Raw genomic sequence first — 20,324 nt, 5'->3', positions numbered from 1 at the left:
GCAAAGTAATACTTCTGGCAACCCATTGGGTTGCCATTTTTTTAGCCATTGTTAATCAATAGCGCCGAGCTTCAAAGCTGCTGCATCAGTGCATCAAGTTGTACTTGCAGTGAAGGATGATAACCTGCCCTTGCCTGCTGAAATATCGCTAAAGCCTGTTGCTCATACCCGGCAATTAATAACTCGTTATAAAGCGGCTTAACAAACTTTGCTCGGCCAATATGACCTAAAAAGGCTGCAACCTTTGGCAGCACTATCTCATAGTTATTGCGGATGGCTACACTGTACCAGTCGCAGGCAAGCTCAGCATTTTGTGAACCCGAGAAGCCAAACACGCTATCAAGATCGGTAAGTTGTAGCTGCGTGAGTTGCAGCGGTAGCTGTTTGATAAAATACTGCCAATGATGCACTCGCCAACCAGCCACATTCAATTTAGCCGCACTGTCGCCCAGCTTTAATTGCTGCAATGCCAAATCCACTTTATCTAAGCTTGTGGATGTCGGCCCAACAAACCATTGGGGTAATCCTTCACCGTATACCCAAGTCATCAACTCTGATTCACTGATGGCCTCGGGATACTGCACAAGCAAGGTTTGCTTGGCATATTCAATAAAGGTTTCAGTGGTAATAGCTTGAAACTTAAAATGCTGCACATAATCAAATAAGAATTGATCAAAATCGTTACGGCCTAAGCGCGCTTCAAGTTCATGGACAAACATTGATGCCTTGTCATAGGTAAAGCGATTAAAAGCGTCATTGGCATCTTGTTGCTGCACATTAGCCGGCAATGTTTGCGCAGCTAATGGCATGGAGATCATTTCTTCTTTAAGGCGGCCAAACTCAATAACCCACTCAAGCTCCGCTTGCTCTTTGCCATAGATTTTTTCCACTAAACGATTAGTAAAGTAAGTGGTAAAGCCTTCATTGAGCCATAAATCTCGCCATGTGGCATTGCTGACTAAGTTGCCCGTCCATGAGTGAGCTAACTCATGGGCTACGGTAGACACTAAGCTTTTATCGCCCGCTATCAAGGTAGGAGTAATAAAAGCCAGTCGTGGATTTTCCATGCCGCCAAAGGGAAAGCTCGGCGGTAACACTATCATGTCATAGCGATCCCATGGATATGGGCCAAGCAAGGACTCAGCCGCTAATATCATCTCCTCGGTATCTTCAAACTCAGCCAACGCTTTGGCTAGCATCGCAGGTTCGGTATAAATACCGCAGCGGTCACTAATGGCCCCGTAAGCTAAATCTCCTACTGCCAGTGCTAGTAAATGGGTCGGAATGGGCTTTTCCATCTCAAACTGGAACACGCCATCAGCGGGCATAATTTCACTATTTGCCGCGCTCATCACTGCCCGTAAACCGTTATTGACCTTAACGGCAGCTGAAAAAGTAATACGCGCTTTGGGAGTATCTTGCAAAGGGATCCAACTGCGGGCATTCACCGGTTGAGATTGGCTAAAAAGATAAGGGGCTTGTTTACCTAAGGTTTGCTCAGGTGTCAGCCATTGCAGCCCTTGCGCTTTTGGTGAGGTGCGATAACTAATAATCACTTGGTTGATGTCATCACCCACTGCAATAACAATCTTTTCGCCTTGTCGCTCACTGATATGCTCAATACTAAATTCAAGCAAGCGACCACTATTATCGGTAATGGTATCGATAATCAAATCCCGGCCATCTAGCACTAGTTCATTTGCTGCTGCACAGCGATTAAATTGCAGTGTTGCTTGAGCTACTAATTGCTGCTTATCAAAATCAACATCTAAGTTTAACTGTAAATGATGCACTTTTATCTGATCAGTATTTGCCACTGAATGATAATCACGATTATTGTCCCAAAGCTTGCGCATTTTGATATCCATTACTCCAAAAGTTCTAATGAGTACTGTATACCAATGGCCGCTTTTCATCGAGTATCACTGTGTATCTAGTAAACTTAACGCTCACTATTTGAAATAAAAAAGCCTCTTAAAAAGAGGCTTTTTAAAAAGAAGCAGTTTAGCTTACAGCTTAATACCTGCTTTTTGTAAATCTTTTGCTACAACACTACGTGGTAGTGGTACATAGCCATCTTTCTCAACAACTTGCTGACCTTGAAGAGATAACACGTAACGGATGAACTCACGATCCATTGGTGATAAATCTTTGTTAGGGTGCTTGTTGATGTAAACATATAAGTAGCGTGATAATGGGTAAGTACCATTAGCAGCATTTGCCGCCGTTGCATCAATAAATTTAGTGCCTTTCTTAGAAACAGCGACTGCTTTTACGCCAGCAGTTTTATAACCGATACCAGAATATCCGATAGCGTTAAGGCCTTGAGATACTGATTGAACCACTGATGCTGAACCTGGTTGCTCGTTTACGTTTGCTCTAAAGTCACCTTTACATAAGGCTTTCTTTTTGAAGTAACCGTAAGTACCTGAAACTGAGTTACGGCCATATAATTGCACGTCTTTCTTAGCCCAGTTACCTTCAAGACCCACATCGCCCCAACGCGTTACATCATCACCGCCACACTTTTTAGTCGATGAGAAAATTGAGTCGATTTGCTCGATGCTTAGCCCTTCAATTGGGTTATCTTTATGCACAAATACCGCTAATGCATCAATGGCCACACGAATAGCTGTCGGCGCGTAACCGTAATGCTTTTCAAATGCTTCAATTTCGTTTGGCTTCATTTGACGGCTCATTGGGCCGAACTGAGAAGTACCTTCAGTTAATGCTGGTGGCGCAGTAGAAGAACCGGCAGCTTGAATTTGGATATTTACGTTAGGGTAAATGTGTTTAAAATCTTCAGCCCATAAGGTCATCATGTTGGCTAATGTATCTGAACCCACTGATGACAAGTTACCTGAAACACCACTGGTTTTTTCGTACACAGGTAATGTTTTATCAATGGCTGCCATAGATGTAGCTGAAAATACACCAGCTGCAGAAAAGGCGATAGCGCCAACTAGCTGTTTAAGTTTCATTTTTGTGCTCCGGTATTATAAGCGTTGTTATTTAAGACAGGCTCAGTATCAATGACGATGATGACAAGTCTATGACGCTAATGTGACAGCAGTATGACAATTAACACTTTTAACAATCACACCAAACACGTTCCAAAGCTAATTAATGGCAACCTTAAGCAGTTAAAAATCATGGTATTAGCTGAAAATCAGTTTATTTAAATTGCTTAATACAGCTAATTTTGACTATGAGTTATTTATTAAGCCTGCAGTTTTTACCTAACAAGTTAGGCTTTGTTGCAATAAAGACCAGCAAATAGTTTACAGACGCATCCGCAAGACCTTATAAAACCCGCTTCATGTAAGTTATTTGATACTGACCATTTTAAAGAAGCATTATTGTGGCTTAAAGAATCGGTTATTATGAACAATTCAAAGTCGTGATACCTAGTCCGCACCCAAATTAGACTGTTGATGCCTTTTTTGTATTTCCAAACTCCGTTTGGATTAACGTCGTGGGTTTTCCACCCACACCCAACCAAAAGGGTATCAACAGCATTACCCTCCATACTCTTTATTAATGAATTAGGCCCCGCCGCCCCTAACGAAAAATGCTGAAAAGCGCATGATTTTCGATGGGGATTTATCCAGCTTTTAACTTCGTTTGTTGCTAACTTCGGCCCCTGTTTATTATAAAGAGTGAAAATGCTAACGCTTCCGATGGTGAGTCTGAAGTAAATGGATTTACAAATGTCACGGTGGCATGGATGCTAAGGAGTGATCCTGCACCTCGAAAGCTATGCTCACATCCATGTGAGCATCACGCTATTTTCTTCAACGTCCTCAATTCAAATTGAGTTTTAGTCTTTTACTTTCTTAGATTTATAGATTGTCTAGCTTTTGATATTTGGCTTTTACTTGTTGCAATATAAAAAGCTAAATCGAAGAGATGAAAATTCCGGTGTAAGCGCGGCTGTGACCGTCCATGACAAGGACGTCATGGCCGAGCTTTCAGGGACGAACTTGCAGCGTGTCACAGTCGTGCTTGCACATAAGCCTGCGGCAGGCAATTGGTTAGATTGAAGTGATGGCCTGCTGTTACTGATCTAATATAAATGAAGTTTAAAGCTGGTGCTGGTAACTCGTTTATGCCCCAAAGTGAGTTAGCGAGAGAGATTTTTACGTCTGAGAACTAGAATAGCTCCTTATATTTTCTAATATCTTGGGCACTGAGATCTAACTATAAAGTACTAGATAGATATACAGTTATAATTTTGCACCGATAACTCGTGAGTAAAGTGAGCAAAAATCGAATGTTTTATGCTCGATAAACTTCTACTTTCCTGATAACTTATTGAATTTGCGATGGTTGATAAAAGATTGTAGAGACCTCTACATTAAGGCGCTCACTTTTGCGGGATTGATATTAATAATATCGATCTTAAGTTTTTATTTTATCATTATTAAACAGTCGGTTGGCTTGGTATGGTAGCTGCTAAGTTGAATTTTAGCCGGAAGATTATCGAGCAGCTATATAATAAGCTGTTAGGCAGTAAGGATACATTGTGATTTCTGAACCAGAATACGAAAACTACAATTTAGAAGAATTGGAAGATGTACTTGAAAATATAGACAGGGAAGCGTACCCAGAAAGAACTAAAAAAATCCAAGAAGAACGAAATAAAAGACTCGCGCAAAAGTCAGACTTCAATACAAAACTATCGATTAATCCAAAATTAATTGGGGTAACAGGAGTTGTTTATTCGCCAACTCAGGCGGCTCTTGGATCATTGCTTGGTGGCCCTTTTGCTTCACTATATTTCCTCAAAACAAACTTTGAAGTACTAAAAAGTGAAAAGAGCAAAAAAAATACTATCGCACTAGGCAGTATTATTATTTTTTCTTTATTATTAATTTTACCATTTTTGCCAGATAATTTTCCTAATACGGTAATCCCAATACTGACCGTAACTATAACTAAAGCATTAGTTGAGAAACTCCAGTTTACTAAAGAAGATATTGAAATATCTGAAGGGCTAAAATACCAGTCAAACTGGGGGGTTTTATGGACAAGCATTATTGGCTTAGTTTGGCTTCTAATTGCAGTAACTTTATTTATCTTAATCTTTGAAGGTCTTGGCGTTTCAGTTACTGCCTAACAAGAATTTAAAGCGGGACTGCTAACAGTTTGCTCGGTTTCGCTACACATTTTAGCAAACTATTATCAGCCCCTTAAATGGGCGTTACCGCATCGTAGATTGCATACTTTCGCTAATCTAATAATCATTTTCAGAGTTTAAGCGCTAACGCGTTTTTGTCCAAAGGTATGCTGGCGGTAGCATGTAACGCAAAAATGCCCTCAATGAAATGAATTCTATTGCTTGAAAGTCGTGCGCCACTGAACCGGCGATACATGAAAAGCAGATTTAAAGTGCTTTCTAAATACACTGTCAGAGCCAAAACCCGCTTGCTCTGCAACTTGAGGTATCGATAGTTTCGTGGTTTCTAATAGACGTTGGCTAAACACCAAACGTCGATTTTGCAGCCATTCACCAAATGTACAACCATAGGTGGATTTAAACTGGCGTGTAAAGGTACGTTTACTCATCGCACAGCGCTCAGCGAGTTCATCTAGTGAATGAGACTGATTGAGACTCTGCTCAACCTGCTCAATCACAAGGTTAATACTTGTCTCTGTGAGGGGTTTTATGTTGACTGGTGCTGGTATGTATTGTTGCTGCCCACCATTACGAGATGGTGCAGTCACCATCTTACGAGCGAGATCATTCGCAAGCTCACTACCACACAAACGGCGCACTATGTGCAGACAGCAATCGAGTGAAGCTGCTACTCCAGCAGAGGTGATGATAGTCTCATGTTCAACAAATAGAGGGTTTGGGTCAAAATTCACCTTAGGAAATTGCTGCTGAAATTGTTCGGTAAATGCCCAGTGGCTTGTGGCTCGTTTGCCATCGAGAACGCCAGCACACGCGAGAACATAAGAACCAAGGCAGAGCCCTACCAGCAACTTCCCTTTATCATGATGATCTATTAACGCCTCTAGAAGTCGCTCACTTGGCTCTGGCAGGTCATTTGGCCAGCTTGGAATAATTATAATATCGGCTTCTTGGGTAGCACTTAGATCGCTATCGACCACCACACCAAATCCAGAGCTTGTTTCAAACCGCAAGCTGTTTTCGCTACAGGTCCTCAAGTTAAACCGAACCGGCTGACCGAAAAAGATATCTTGAAACACCAGACAGGGCACAGAGAGATGAAAAGCACTGATGCCTTCGAAGGCTATCATAGTAATTTTAATTAACTCGCTTGATTTGTTCATGAGTGTCTCGATTTGCGCGAACGTTGACTTTCAAGACAGTATCATAAGAAGTCGGAAAGTAGCATACTAAATCATATAGAGAACATGACTTCTTAGTGAGTTTAGAGAGGCATTATGAAGATCCACCACCTACGTAGCGCAACTTTTATCATTGAATCTGGCGAAACATTTATCCTTATTGATCCTATGTTGGGGAAAAAAGGCTCTATGCCTCCGTTTTCAGTCATTAAGGCTAAGGCCGCGAAAAATCCAACCGTTGAGATGCCAAGTAATGCCGATGAGCTACTAAACAAGGTTACTCATACCTTAATTACTCACAGTCAAACACTTGGTATCAAGGCATTACAACATGGAGATCACCTAGATCCGGCAGGTGAGACGTTTTTAACAAGTCGTAATATCCCAGTTGCGACACCAGCCAAAGATAAGGCTTACCTAGAAAAATACGACTTAACGGTAAATTGGGGAATTGAAGACTGGCAAACTATCGACTTTCTAGACGGAAAGCTCACCGCGGTTCCGGCTTTGCACGGCCATGGATGGATTCACAAGGTAATGGCTAATGGTGTTGGATTTTTCTTGGAGCTCCCCAATGAGCCTTCTATTTACATTAGCGGTGATACAGTTCTAACCGATGATGTAAAACGAGCGTTGACTGAGTTGAAACCTGATATCACAGTAGTCGCGGCAGGTCGTGCTAGTATGGACGTTGGTCAACCGTTATTGATGTCTATTGATGAGGTCATGGAGTTTATTCGCCTTTCCCCTAATAAGGTGGTTGCGAACCATATGGAGGCACTCAATCACTGTGCAGTGACTCGACCAATTCTTAAAGAAGCAATTGATAAAAACGGTTTGTCAGATAAAGTCCTTATTCCTGCTGATGGTGAGACCTTGGAGTTTTAGATACCTGAACTAATCCGATGACTCTCGATTTAAGTAAATAATCTAAATGATTTTTGTCCAAAAGCTTGTCAGAACCAGCAATTAACCAGCTATCACAACAAGTCACACAAACAAAAAAGCAGACATTGATGTCTGCTTTTTTAATGCTAAAAATTTAGGGGAAAGTCATTACTCCTTAATCACCAAATGTGCTGGAATAATAAAGCTAAAACAACTGCCCTTTTCTAACTCACTGGTAATGTGCAACTCACTGTAATGATGATTAAGCGCATGCTTTACAATCGCTAGCCCTAAACCACTACCACCAGTTTTACTGGAGCGGGCATTATCAACCCGATAAAAACGTTCGGTTAAGCGGCTTATATGATGTGGCGCTATCCCAAGGCCGGTATCGGTTACGCTAAATTTAGCGCCGCTTGGGACTAACTCCCAGCGAATGGTAATTTTGCCGCCTGGCTCTGTGTAACGAATCGCATTTGAAATCAAGTTAGTACAGGCGCTTCGCAATTGCACTTCGTTACCGTGACAATTTAAATTATCCTCACAAATGAACTCAAGCTGGTATTGATCCATTGCCAATGCCGAGGCTTCATCTTTTAAAATATCCAACATGACCTGCATATTGATGGTTTTTTCTAAATCAATATCAGCCCCATCTTCAATACGCGATAACACTAATAACTGCTCCACCATTGATTGCATTCGCCTAGTTTGCTGCTGCATCAATTTAAGTGGCTTATGGTTCATGCTGTCAGGCTCTTCCATGCTTTGCATGATCTCAAGATAACCTTGCAGTACGGTAAGCGGGGTTTTTAGCTCATGGGATACATTAGCAACAAACTCTTTGCGCATACCCTCTAACTGATTAATGCGGGTAATATCACGGGCAATCAGTAGCATCTGTCTGTCGCCATAGCTCATTAAGCGTATTTCTAATAAGCGTTGATCCGATAGTGGTGAGGGTAGCTCTAATGGCTCGTTAAATTTACCAGACTTAAGGTAGGCCGAAAAATCAGGATGACGGATGAGGTTATCAATGCGTTGACCGCTATCTTGGGGCCAAACAAAACCCAGCAGCAGTTGCGCCAGTTTGTTACACCATAAAATATTGAGTTCAGAATCAAGTACGACCGCAGCATCTGGTAAGGCTTCAGCACCTTGCCTAAAGCGGCCTAAAATTGACGCTAACTGGCCAACTCGGCGACGATTTTTACCTTGCAGGCGGTATATGCCATTGAAAATACCTTCCCAACTGCCAGTGCCTTGAGGTGGAGTGAGTTTGCGGTCTTTCCAAAGCCAGTAATTTAAGCGGGTAATTTGGCGGTAATGCCAGCCTAAAAGGGCAATACAACCGACAATAATACTCATATAAACTTGATTGATGATCATGCCTATGATGGCAAAAATCAACAAGATCCCCACAAGGCGAAGGAGAAGTCTGGACCCTGAGTAAGCTCGAAACATAAGCGGCCTAATTATGATGGTAAAAAATCTTAAGCAGATTTTTTACCGTATTGTCGGTCGAAAAATAATGGTTCACAAGATAACTTAAAACCATGTTACTGACTATAGCCAAGCCGTTGAATTACACTTAAATTACTGTAAATAAATAACAATATTTACATTTACCTAAACAACAAAAGTGAAATACAACAGTATATTAGGCTTTGGCTGATAGTGAGTAATTACATTCTGGTTGAAAAACGATATCCCGCACCGCGAACGGTTTGAATCAGTTTATCATGGCCTGAGTCTTCAACGGCTTTGCGTAAGCGGCGTATATGGACATCGACAGTGCGATCTTCAACATAGACGTTGGTGCCCCACACATTGTCTAATAGCTGTTCACGGCTATAGACACGTTCAGGGTGAGTCATGAAAAAGTGCAGTAACCTAAACTCGGTTGGGCCCATTTCTAGCACTGACTCACCAACAGAGACACGATGGCTTACCGGATCTAATTGTAACCCTTGCACATCGATAAGCTCTTCAAGTCGTGTTGGCGCACTACGGCGTAACACAGCCTTAATACGTGCCACTAACTCTTTTGGTGAAAACGGTTTAGTAATGTAATCATCTGCACCGACTTCTAATCCCTTAACCTTATCTTCTTCTTCACCGCGAGCGGTTAACATGATGATAGGAATTTGACGAGTAAACTCATCTTGCTTTAAACGCTTAGCTAATTGTATTCCACTTCCACCTGGGAACATCCAGTCTAATAAAATCAGATCTGGATAAGGTTCTTGCAGTAGGTCTATTGCTGAATCAAAATCTTCAGCAGCCGTTGTAGTAAAGCCGTGTTGTTCCATAACAAATGTCAGCATTTCTCGAATGGCTGACTCATCTTCTACAATTAAAATCTTAGCTGTCATAATATTATCTGTGAGTAGTTTGCCGCGTTAGTATTATTGGTCAGTTTTATTACAGAAATATGATCTCAAGGCCCTAAATGGAATTAAAATCATATTTTTGTCATAAATCTATCACGCTACGCCATAATTAATGTATTGAAAAACACAAAGGAGGCGATATGCCTCCTTTGTTATGTATCACACATTTTCGGTTAAACCGCTTTTAATAAAGCGATACTTAGAACTTGTGTTCGATACCTACAGCAAAGTAACTTTCGTCGATTGAGATATCCATATCATTACCATCTGCATCTTCCACTGTACCCATTGAAGTACGGTCAGTGTAGAAAGCAAATAACTTCGTTGGCTTACCTAGTGAGTAATCTGCGCCAATTGACCATGAATCGCCTTTATCTTCCATGTCTTGGTATTGGGCTTTTAGGGTCACGCTGTCAATTTTATAAGCAGCGCTGAGTAAGTAGCCATCTTTGCTATCACCGCTATCGACTTTTTCTTCTTGTTGGTACATACCGCCAAGTACAAAACCTGCGACTTTACCTTGTACTGTACCACGAACAATATCATAACCTGCAACTTCAGCATCATAGGCAACCGATGCATAAATTGGGGTTTTCTTCAGCCCTGAGTCACCGTACATTGCAGCGATACTGAAACCATCCTCATCTGCTTGCTTACTGTCACCTGATGCAGCGTAAGTCACGCCCGCTTGGAAGTCACCAAACTTAGGCGTTAAGTAAGTTGCGGTTTCTGCTATACGGTTTTCACCAGCAAATAAGTTTTTCAAATCGCCTGAGTAATCACCAAACTGGTCGACTTTGCCCTGCGACTTTTTCAGCATAGTGTCGTTACGGCCCACCGCGAATGAACCAAAGTCGCCTTTTAGGCCAACAAACTGATTACGGGCTTTGAAGTTGTTTGAGCTGTCTGAGTCAGTTGCCACTTCATATTCGATAGTATAAAACGCTTCTAAAGAACTGTTTAATTCGAAAGCGCCTTTCACACCAAATCGTGATGCATTGCTTTGCACTCGTGTTTCTGAACCTGAACCGTCATCATTTGATTGAATTGAAACATTGAGCTTACCGTAAATTTCAAGTGGCTCTGCCGCTTGAGCGGTTGAAAGCGTGGCAGCAGCAATAGCAGAAGCAACTAGCGTTTTATAAAAAGTGTTCATCATTTCATCCTTTAGACTTAATAGTTGGTGTTTTACACCTTTTTCTGTGCAGCTAATCAGTTGGAACGAGCAGAAACCTGCTACCTAATAGCTTGGGAACGAGGCGAATATTGCACACCTTTTGTTGCAGAAATATTTCAAAACAGGACTTTTATTTAGAACAAACTAATTTAATAACAAAACAAAACGCTCAACACACTGAAATATAAAGGTAATATTAGTGATTGGCCTTTTGTGACAATTTGATGAATTCTGCTATCACGACAATCAAACAGATTGGGGATGGTGGTTTACCCCAGCGCCACGATACCGTAAACTGCATTTTTAATTTTCGAAGAGTGTCTTTCATGTGGTTTAAAAATCTCACCCTATATCGTTTTAATAAGCCTTTCAGTACCGATACAGAGGCACTTGAAACAGCATTAGCTGACTTCACCTTTTCACCATGCTCAAGCCAAGACATCAGTAAGTTTGGTTTTTCTAATGCATTGGGTAAAAAAGGCCAAGCATTAGTTCACAGCGCTGAAAATCGTCATTTAATTTGTGTCACCAAAGAAGAGAAGATCCTTCCTGGCCAAGTGATCAAAGAAGCGCTTGATGAAAAAGTAGCGTTAATAGAAGATCAAGAAAGCCGCAAAGTGACCAAGAAAGAAAAAGATGCGATGAAAGAAGAAATAACCATGACGCTGTTGCCTCGTGCTTTTTCTCGTCGTAGTCAAACCCATGCGTTAATCATGCCTGAGTTAGAAATGATTTTAGTGGATAGCTCAAGCGCCACTAAAGCTGAAGAATTATTAGCCTTACTACGTAAAGCATTGGGCAGCCTACCGGTTGTGCCGCTGCACTTTACTACGCCTGTTGAAACCACGTTAACTGAGTGGTTAAGAAACGGCGCATCACCACAACCTTTTGAAATGCAAGATGAAGCAGAGCTTAAGTCTGATTCAGATGAAGGCGGTATCGTGCGCTTTAAGCAGCAAGTACTGCAAGAAGATGAAGTATTAGCCCATTTAGCGACAGGTAAACAAGTACATAAACTGTCATTGCATTTTGCTAAGTCGATTGCGTTTTTATTACAGTCTGATGCCAGCGTTAAGCGCCTTAAGTTCTCTGAAGAATTTAGAGCTGCTACCGATGATGTGGGCACAGAAGATCCCTTGGCGAAACTGGATGCCGATTTTGCATTAATGGGCGGCGAGCTAGTCGCATTTATTAATGCGATGAAACAGGCATTAGGGCCTATTGAAGAAAATATCTAAATTTGTAACTTCACTTTAGTGGTTTAATCAAATTTAAAAGCCCAACAGAATTTATTTCTATTGGGCTTTTTTGTAGCAACTTTCTATGCTTTTAATCAAAAAATTGATTAAAACTATTAATTTACTAGCTTATTTAGCAAACTCACCTTGCTCATCAAATGGCCAGTCAATGCCTAACCAAGCTTTAAGAAAGGCCTTTTGTGCAGCCGTTGGTGAATCAACACCGATTATGGCTAGCTCACCTTTAGGTTGCTCATCTAAGGTTAACTCAAGCTGCTTTAAGGTGTCGTTATTAAACAGGCTTACGTTAATGGTGTCTTGCGGGCTGAAATCTTCTAAGCGCTTTTTAAAGCCCGCGGCAGTGACTTTTAAACCGTTAATGGCTACCACTTCATCGCCAGCAACAATACCCGCCAACCATGCAGGGCTGTTACGGCTGACATGGGATAGTGTTAAATCATCATGCTGACCCGATAACGTCATACCGCTGTAAACAGTCGACTTTGGCTCTTTGCCATAGGATATCGCTAAACCCGCTTGTGCCAGTAAGGTATCAAAATCTAAGCTGAATGGCTGGGTAATATGCTGCTGCCACCAAGGCTGATAATCTTTACCTGCCAGCGTCTTTAAAATACCTTTTACATCATCAACGCTATAGCCTTTAGGCAGTTTATGGTCACGGTATAATTGACGATGAACATCACGATACGAATGCGCTAACTGGGTGTCTTTCAATAAATTAAAATCCAGTGACAACGACGCCAAGTAGCCTTCAGAATAGATATTGACCCCATGGTTAATGGCATAATCACCGCCAGTATTGGTCCACTCATTTAAACTGGCTTGCGCAACCGATTGTATTTCACGACCCGGTTTATGCAGGTTGTTATTTATCCGTTTGGCTAAATCGGCAAAAAACTCTTTCGGGGTAATGACATCGGCTCGCAATAATAACTGATTTTGAAAATAACTGGTTGAGCCTTCAGCCATCCATAATAACTCTGTCATGCTGGCATTTTGGTAATCATAAGGCACTAGGCCCTGTGGGCGATAAGCTTTGACATTCCAAGTATGGATAAACTCGTGAGATGCTGTGCTGATAAAGCGCAGGTAATCTTTACGTTCTCTAAAGTTAAAGCGTGGCAATTGAATAATGGTTGAATTTAAATGCTCAGTGGCGCCTCGTGCGCCACTAGTGGCATGCACCATATACACATAACGCTCAAACGGGTAGTCATCCCAAATCACCTCAGCTTGGCTGCTGATTTTGGTTAAATCTGTAACGATTTGCTGAGCATCGTAATTACCTTCACCCCAAAAAACCAGTTCATATTCACGACCGTCAGCTGTAAAGCGATAATGGGCGTTTTCACCGGTTTCAATTGGCGAGTCAATTAACACATCATAGTTATCAGCAATAAATGAATGGGCTTTGCTGCCCTGTGCCATACCTGAATAACTGTTCCAGCCTTGGGGCACATTCATTGAAACCAACACATTGTCATCACGAAACTCTGGGCTATACATAAACACCCCACTGGCATCGATATAAGCATGTGAGCTATCAATATGACGCACTCGAGTACCTAAATCATTGGCATACAACTGATAGCTGACATTAACTGCAGTCGGTTTTGACAAATTCACTTGCCATTCCCCCGTCTCAGTACGCTGCCATGGTAACGCTTGGCCCTGTTCATCTGTTGCTGTAAATGAGCGAACCCCATCAGCTAACGGCAGCACTGCATATTTTCCCGTACGCCAAACGGGTAAATTGACCGTTAAATTCTCAGCTGAAGATGTAGGGAAACTAACATTCACTTGGGCTAAATGGTGCTGTGGCTGAGTCAAATCGATTTGGTAACTAACTTGGGCAAGGCTGCTGGCGCTAAAAAGTAAGCTGGCAGATAAAATAGTCAATTTTTTGGCTTTCACTCTCGATTCCTTCTGTTATTATTCTTGTTATGTTTTTAAGGACTTGTAATTAAATTTCTTCCCTTAAGGCGCGCAGTATAACAAGTACAGTGAGTTCACTCACCTAGTAACAATAAAAGCTTACAAAAATTATAATAAGGTTGCTCATTCTTCATGCGAAAACTCATCAGTGGTTTACTCAGCTTAATATTACTGTCGGCCTTTCCTGTTGTTGCGGATACCTTTATCGAAGCTGAAATTGAGTTTAATGAACGCCCAGTTCAGTTGTTTGAGCAACTGCAGAAAAAAACCAACTTCCCATTATCATTTAACAACCGCCAGCAATTTGAACAACTGGCTGAAGAGTTAAAATACCAACCTAAGCAATTACAAAGAGATTTAGCGACCCTAGCAAGATTATATTTACAATCAACCATCACAGCCCCTAATGAAGTCAGTCATGCCCGCTTATTAACCAGGCAACTTGAATCAATCGCTATTAGCCCGCTAGATGAAGCAAAAATTTTACTCTTAGAAGGAAGAATAAGAGGAAGAGAGGATCAGCAATATCAGCAAAGTATCATTCTGTTCAAAGAGGCATTAAACAAAATAGCCTCACTCAACGACAGCGAAGCCATGACCTTTAAATTTGTGTTACAAGGTTATTTAAGCATCATGAATAGCTTGCTAAAACAAGATACCCAAGCCATGTATCACTACAAACAGTATCGTGACCTTGCCTACCAAATGCGGGTGGATTATTTCATTGCCCAAGCTGAAACCGCTTTAGGTAAGTTCTATGTTAATAAGCAGCAACTGGCGAAGGCATTACAGCACTATAACGAAGCATTTCGTATTACCAGTCGATTAGACACCCCAGTGCTACATGCACACACTCAATTTCAGTTATCACGATTATATCGAGATCTAGGCCAATGGGATGAAGCCCTAAAAAATGCCAACAATGCCGCCATTAGTTTTCAGCAGCTAGGACAACAAGCCTTCCAATCAAAGGCCCTGACAGTCATAGCCATGGTTTATGGCATGCAAAAACAATGGAATAAAGCTATTGATTACTACCTTAATGCCCAACAAATTGATCAACAAAATGGTCATCTCATTGGTCAAGCCCTTAACTTTCATAATATCGGCGAAGCCTACTTTTATTTAGATGATTATCAGTCATCCCTCAATTACTTGACCATGGCCAATGAAATTTTTAAAGCCAGAAAGGTATTACACTACTTAGTGTATAACGAGTTATTGTTTGCTCAGGTAAGCTCAAAACAGCAGCAATGGCAGCAAACCATTACACATGCTGAGGCAGCGCTAGAGATAGCAGAATCAAAACAACTGATTGATGCCCAAAAAGAAGCCTTAGAATACCTTTCCGTTGCTTATCGTAAAGTGGATGACATTTCCTCTACCCTTGAGGTAATGGATAAAATGGTTGCCATTAGCCAAAGTGAACAAGAGTCACCAGTCAATGACATGGTTCATTCAAGCTTAAACGAAGAAAAATTCAAATTAGAAATTAGAAATTTACAGCAAAAACTCACTCACTACATGGGTGATAACAAGGACCAGCAAAAGGCTATTATAATCCTGTTTGCGGTGATATTTATCTTTGCCTTTTTATGGTTTGTCAGCCTAAAAAAATTAAATCGTGCCAAACAAACCTGCCAAACCTTACGACAGTTATCCGTACAAGAACCACTGACACAACTGAATGGTTACCAGGCCTTAATTAATTTACTTTCAAGTGCCCGTTCACCCAAAACGCTGGCTTTAGTGAATATACGCGCCCTGGCTGATATTGATATTGATCTGGGTTTATCTGAATATAAGGCGATTACAGTATCCCTTAGTAAACAATTAGAACTGGATTTACATTGTGAAGTGTTCATCATCAAGCCGGGTGAATTTGGCTTATGTTTCTCAGACGAGTTATCAGCCCAGCAAACATTAACCAACTTACAAGCACAGCTAGCTGCAATCACCATTGCCAATAAAAGCAATATACCTAATTTTTCAGATATTAGTGAGCAGCCATTACACGCCATTATGGGCCACGTTAACTTGCCATTACTGGCCAATCCGGATGTAAGATTAACGGCACAATTACAATATGAAACGGTGCAATATGCCCTCGCGGCGGCAAAAAGCCTCAATGAGGATCAAACCTATGTCAGTATTCGCAGCTTAAATTTTGCCCCTGCGGCGATATTTTTTAAACCCTTGTATTTAAATTTAACCCATGCACTGCAAAGAGGCATAATTAGGGCTGAAACAAATCGTCAAGCTGCCGATATTAAGTGGCCAACCGGTTGAGTTAACAACTCACGTGATTTACGCTCAAATAACACACAAGTCAATGATATATATCAAAAAAGCAAACAAAAATTGTGTGTAAACAAGTAATTAGTGGTATTGTTATCCAATATAGTTAATTGGACTAATAACAAATTTATTTTTCTCAAGGAAGGCTTACAGCATGCAAGACTCTTCAGCAGCGGTGTCACAAGTTTCATTATTAAAACAAAAGCTCAACGCCGCTAAATTAGCTATCGAAGAAATTCATGATGATCGTAGTGAAAAATTACGCACCTTAATTCAATTTTTAGGACACTTAAGCTTAGCGTGCAAGGGCCAAAATCTTGAATTAGATAATCGCCTTGCCAAACTGAGACATCATTTACAGGGTTTTGAGCAAATAGATGAAGCCTTGCCTGAATTGGTGGGTATTGAGCGGTTATTAAAGGCACAATATAGCCAAACAATGACTAGCCTTGAAGAGAGTCGCAACAGCCTGTCCCGGGTGATCAGCCAGATTCAGCGGGTTGATTCTGCCCCTGATGAAATCAAAAAAGAAATTAATTACTTTAAAAAAGATCTTAATAAGCCGATCCATACCATTTGGGAATATATTCCTAAGGTGGAACAAGTTATCGGCTTTTACGAGCAAATTCTTCAGCAAAAGTTTGCCAATGCTGATGACCATGTCATTTTGCCTCAACACTTAATTTTAGCAAAAGAGTTAGCCCAAAAAATATCTGAGATAGAATTCAGAAAAGAGCAACGTGATCAAATTCTGGTCATGAAAGAAGTGCTTATGGGTGATATTAAGCTCAATACTTTACTTGAGTCATATCAAACAATACTGAGCTTTTTACTGAATAACATTGCCCGAGAAAAAACCGCCTCTCAGGATTTTCTGTATACCTTAAATGATGCGATTAGCATAGTTCGTGATGTGGTCAATAATACTGCAAACAATAACGAGCGTTCACAACAAATTAAAACTCAGCTTAATAAAGAAATTAACCTGCGGGTTGATAATGCTGACGGTATTGTCGATGACGTCGATGATATCATCGCGCTAAAAACTGAGCTGACCGTCCAACTTGCTTCATTACGAGATGCATTAAACCGTAAAGAAGCCCTTGAAACTCGTGAGCAATCACTGCTACGTAAATCCGTTGAGTCGATGAAAAAAGAGCTAAGCTCTATTACTAAAGAAGCCAACAGCTACAAAGAAAAACTGTTTGAGCATCAAAAACTCAACCTATTAGACCCATTAACCCAACTGCCAAATCGTGCTGCATTAGAAGATAGAATGGAGCAAGAGTATAGAAACCATAAACGCTTTAATAGTCCATTATGGGTGGCGGTAACTGATATTGATTACTTTAAGACAGTCAATGACAGTTTTGGTCATAGTACCGGTGATAAAACCCTGCAAGTCATTTCCATGGCGCTAAAAAACTCCCTTAGAGAAAGTGAGTTTGTTGCCCGTTATGGCGGCGAAGAATTTGTTTTATTGCTACCAGATGTCAATGAAGAGCATATTGGTCTATTGTTAAATCGGGTCAAAGATAAAATTAAGAATATTCCATTTAAGTTTAAAAATCAGAGAATTACTGTGACATTATCCATAGGTGCAGCTCAGGTCATGGAAAACGAACGTATCGAAGAAACCTTTGAACGTGCTGATGCTGCACTTTATAAAGCCAAAAATAATGGTCGAGATAGAGTTGTAATCGATATCTAGTATCTACTGCAACTCTACCAAGGAGTTGCATATGATAATAAAGATCAGCCCTAGAGGCAGCTTAGATCAACTTTCGCAAATGGAGGTTGATCGCCTCAAGCAAAGTGCTAAAAATGAGTTATACCAACTACTGCGAAACTGCTCACTGGCAGTGCTTGCCTCCGGTTTAAAAAGTGATAATTCTGACGCTTTATTCAAGCGCTACGCCAATTTTCATATCAATGTGCTGCAACGTGAACGCGGCTTATTACTAGAGCTCATCAACCCGCCAACACAAGCCTTCGTTGATGGTGAAATCATTGCAGGGATCCAAGAACATCTTTTTGCTGTGCTTCGCGATATCGTCTATATCGACAATAAATATGACAATCTAAAGCACATCAATCTCACCAATGCCAGCCACATTACCAATGTGGTATTTGATATCTTGCGTAATGCCAGAGTCATTTCACCGATGATCGATCCTAATGTCATAGTGTGTTGGGGCGGACACAGCATTAACCCCATAGAGTATCAATACACCCGTGAAGTAGGCTATGAGTTGGGGTTAAGAGCGTTAGATATTTGCACCGGTTGTGGTCCAGGCGCAATGGAAGGCCCAATGAAAGGCGCCGCCATTGGTCATGCCAAACAGCGCATTAAAGATGCCCGCTATATTGGCTTAACCGAGCCCAGTATTATTGCTGCAGAGCCCCCGAATCAAATAGTCAATGAGCTGGTGATAATGCCAGATATCGAAAAACGCTTAGAGGCCTTTGTCCGTTTAGGCCATGGTATTGTTATCTTTCCCGGCGGCGCTGGCACCGCTGAAGAGCTGCTTTATATTTTGGGTATTTTGCTTAATCCCGCCAATGCCCAGCTGCCCTTTCCACTGATTTTAACCGGCCCTAAACAAAGTGCGGACTACTTCACTGAAATAGATGACTTTATCGGCGCTACCCTTGGTCAGCAGGCCCGAGATAAATACCAAATCATTATTGATGATCCTGTAAAGGTAGCGCAGCTGATGAAACAAGGCATGAGCGATGTAAAAGCCATGCGTAAACAACTTGGTGATGCTTACCAATACCAGTGGGCGCTGAAAATAGAACCTGAATTTCAACTGCCTTTTGAGCCAAATCACGAGGTCATGAAAAACCTGCACCTGTTTTTTCATCCGAACAAAGCTGAGTTAGCGGCCAGTTTACGGCGGGCGTTTTCAGGCATTGTTGCCGGTAATGTCAAAAGTGAGACCATTAAACTTATTGAAGACTTAGGTCCATTTGAGATAAGTGGTGATGAGCGGCTGATGACCATGATGGATAAACTGCTTGCTGCGTTCGTAACGCAACAAAGAATGAAACTGCCAGGCAGCGAATATACTCCTTGCTATCGCATCAATAATAAAAAATAGCACATGTTATATTGCTTTACTTTGCCGTCTACATCTTGCTTTTTAATCAAGTAGCGCTTAAATAGCCATTGATTCCACTGTTAAAAACAAGCCGTAAGGTTTAAGCTCAAGGACGGTTAATTTATAATTAAATCATACAGTGGCTCAATGTGAGCGACCTTACTGCAAACGAAAAGAAAACCATGAATAAATTACTCATTATCGATGGCCTTAATCTTGTTAGGCGTATTCATGCGGTATTGCCAGATGAAACGGATATCGTCAGTGTTAAAGAGCGCACACTGTCAGCATGTAAAAAATTACTTAAACATCACCAACCAACTCATGCCATTATGGTGTGGGACGGTGATGAAGAATCGTGGCGTAAACAGCTCTACCCTGATTATAAAAAAGGCCGTAAGCCTATGCCTATCGCTTTAAAGGCTGGCCTTGAAGATATCAAAACCGCTCTGGCCATTGAACATGTTCAATCCCATGATGCCATTTCAGAGGCCGATGATGTGATTGCCACCTTGGCCACTAAAATTGCTGAAAATAACGGTCAGGCCATCATAGTGTCAACCGACAAAGGGTTTGGGCAACTGATGCATAGCAATATTGTTATTTGGGATCATTTCAAGCAGCAATATTTTGATATAAAAGCCTTAGAGAAAAAGCTCGCCGTGCAGCAAAATCAAATTTTAGACTTTATCGCACTTGCGGGAGACGCGGGGAATAAAGTTCCTGGTATTACCGGTATTGGGCCAAAATCAGCAGCGGATTTATTAAACAAGTTTAGAAGCTTGGCAAACTTATACCAGTCACTGGATAATCTTGGTGCGAAACAAGCGCTAAAATTATCAGAGGGCAAAGAGATGGCAAGAATCAGTTATAAATTGGCGCAACTGCAATGCCATATGCCGCTAAACATTAACCTCAAGCAGTTTAGAGTAGTTAGCTAACCATTAATGAA

At 41.2% G+C, this 20,324-nt stretch carries 14 protein-coding genes; 7 read left to right on the top strand and 7 right to left on the bottom strand.

Annotated elements, in window-relative coordinates:
- Window positions 1-71 precede the first annotated feature (71 nt).
- Window positions 72-1,856, bottom strand: coding sequence for a M1 family metallopeptidase (locus AB4140_RS11730; protein ID WP_372001030.1), 1,785 nt, complete (start codon window positions 1,854-1,856; stop codon window positions 72-74).
- A 153-nt stretch (window positions 1,857-2,009) separates the two neighbouring features.
- The gene (locus tag AB4140_RS11725; protein ID WP_102520679.1) at window positions 2,010-2,981 is read right to left on the bottom strand and encodes a PstS family phosphate ABC transporter substrate-binding protein; all 972 of its coding nucleotides are present in this window, start codon (window positions 2,979-2,981) and stop codon (window positions 2,010-2,012) included.
- Window positions 2,982-4,525: 1,544 nt separating this feature from the next.
- On the opposite strand from AB4140_RS11725, the gene AB4140_RS11720 reads away from it, so the two are divergent.
- Complete coding sequence (locus tag AB4140_RS11720; protein WP_372001028.1) at window positions 4,526-5,119, top strand: hypothetical protein; 594 nt, start codon at window positions 4,526-4,528, stop codon at window positions 5,117-5,119.
- Window positions 5,120-5,334: 215 nt separating this feature from the next.
- On the opposite strand, the gene AB4140_RS11715 is transcribed toward AB4140_RS11720, so the two are convergent.
- Entirely contained in the window at window positions 5,335-6,300 is a 966-nt protein-coding gene (locus AB4140_RS11715) for a GlxA family transcriptional regulator (RefSeq protein ID WP_102439541.1), read from the bottom strand.
- A 114-nt stretch (window positions 6,301-6,414) separates the two neighbouring features.
- On the opposite strand from AB4140_RS11715, the gene AB4140_RS11710 reads away from it, so the two are divergent.
- Window positions 6,415-7,206 carry an MBL fold metallo-hydrolase gene (locus tag AB4140_RS11710; protein ID WP_372001026.1) on the top strand — a complete coding sequence of 264 codons (792 nt, stop codon included), beginning with the start codon at window positions 6,415-6,417 and terminating at the stop codon, window positions 7,204-7,206.
- Window positions 7,207-7,374: 168 nt separating this feature from the next.
- On the opposite strand, the gene phoR is transcribed toward AB4140_RS11710, so the two are convergent.
- The 3 genes from phoR to AB4140_RS11695 form a co-directional block, all read right to left on the bottom strand.
- Window positions 7,375-8,670 carry a phosphate regulon sensor histidine kinase PhoR gene (gene phoR, locus AB4140_RS11705; protein WP_372001022.1) on the bottom strand — a complete coding sequence of 432 codons (1,296 nt, stop codon included), beginning with the start codon at window positions 8,668-8,670 and terminating at the stop codon, window positions 7,375-7,377.
- Between the two features lie 221 nt (window positions 8,671-8,891).
- Complete coding sequence (gene phoB / locus AB4140_RS11700; RefSeq protein ID WP_102439538.1) at window positions 8,892-9,581, bottom strand: phosphate regulon transcriptional regulator PhoB; 690 nt, start codon at window positions 9,579-9,581, stop codon at window positions 8,892-8,894.
- A gap of 217 nt (window positions 9,582-9,798) precedes the next feature.
- Complete coding sequence (locus tag AB4140_RS11695) at window positions 9,799-10,758, bottom strand: porin (protein ID WP_102439537.1); 960 nt, start codon at window positions 10,756-10,758, stop codon at window positions 9,799-9,801.
- A gap of 344 nt (window positions 10,759-11,102) precedes the next feature.
- Here AB4140_RS11695 and rdgC point away from each other — a divergent pair, with 344 nt between their 5' ends.
- Window positions 11,103-12,014: a recombination-associated protein RdgC gene (gene rdgC, locus AB4140_RS11690; RefSeq protein ID WP_102439550.1), complete on the top strand. Its 912-nt coding sequence runs from the start codon at window positions 11,103-11,105 to the stop codon at window positions 12,012-12,014.
- 129 nt (window positions 12,015-12,143) lie between these two features.
- On the opposite strand, the gene AB4140_RS11685 is transcribed toward rdgC, so the two are convergent.
- The gene (locus tag AB4140_RS11685) at window positions 12,144-13,949 is read right to left on the bottom strand and encodes a M61 family metallopeptidase (protein WP_102439536.1); all 1,806 of its coding nucleotides are present in this window, start codon (window positions 13,947-13,949) and stop codon (window positions 12,144-12,146) included.
- Window positions 13,950-14,102: 153 nt separating this feature from the next.
- On the opposite strand from AB4140_RS11685, the gene AB4140_RS11680 reads away from it, so the two are divergent.
- The 4 genes from AB4140_RS11680 (at window position 14,103) to xni (ending at window position 20,313) form a co-directional block, all read left to right on the top strand.
- Window positions 14,103-16,259: a tetratricopeptide repeat protein gene (locus AB4140_RS11680; protein WP_102439535.1), complete on the top strand. Its 2,157-nt coding sequence runs from the start codon at window positions 14,103-14,105 to the stop codon at window positions 16,257-16,259.
- Between the two features lie 163 nt (window positions 16,260-16,422).
- Window positions 16,423-17,979 carry a GGDEF domain-containing protein gene (locus tag AB4140_RS11675; RefSeq protein WP_102439534.1) on the top strand — a complete coding sequence of 519 codons (1,557 nt, stop codon included), beginning with the start codon at window positions 16,423-16,425 and terminating at the stop codon, window positions 17,977-17,979.
- Window positions 17,980-18,010: 31 nt separating this feature from the next.
- Window positions 18,011-19,372, top strand: a complete 1,362-nt coding sequence (gene ppnN, locus AB4140_RS11670; RefSeq protein ID WP_102439533.1) for a nucleotide 5'-monophosphate nucleosidase PpnN — start codon at window positions 18,011-18,013, stop codon at window positions 19,370-19,372.
- A 182-nt stretch (window positions 19,373-19,554) separates the two neighbouring features.
- Window positions 19,555-20,313 carry a flap endonuclease Xni gene (xni, locus tag AB4140_RS11665; RefSeq protein ID WP_303446089.1) on the top strand — a complete coding sequence of 253 codons (759 nt, stop codon included), beginning with the start codon at window positions 19,555-19,557 and terminating at the stop codon, window positions 20,311-20,313.
- Window positions 20,314-20,324: the final 11 nt, after the last annotated feature.

This window comes from Shewanella sp. 10N.286.51.B2, assembly GCF_041469265.1.
Taxonomy (GTDB): domain Bacteria; phylum Pseudomonadota; class Gammaproteobacteria; order Enterobacterales; family Shewanellaceae; genus Shewanella.
Note: the sequence above shows the minus strand (reverse complement) of the source record. Positions and strands in the feature narration are given on the sequence as shown.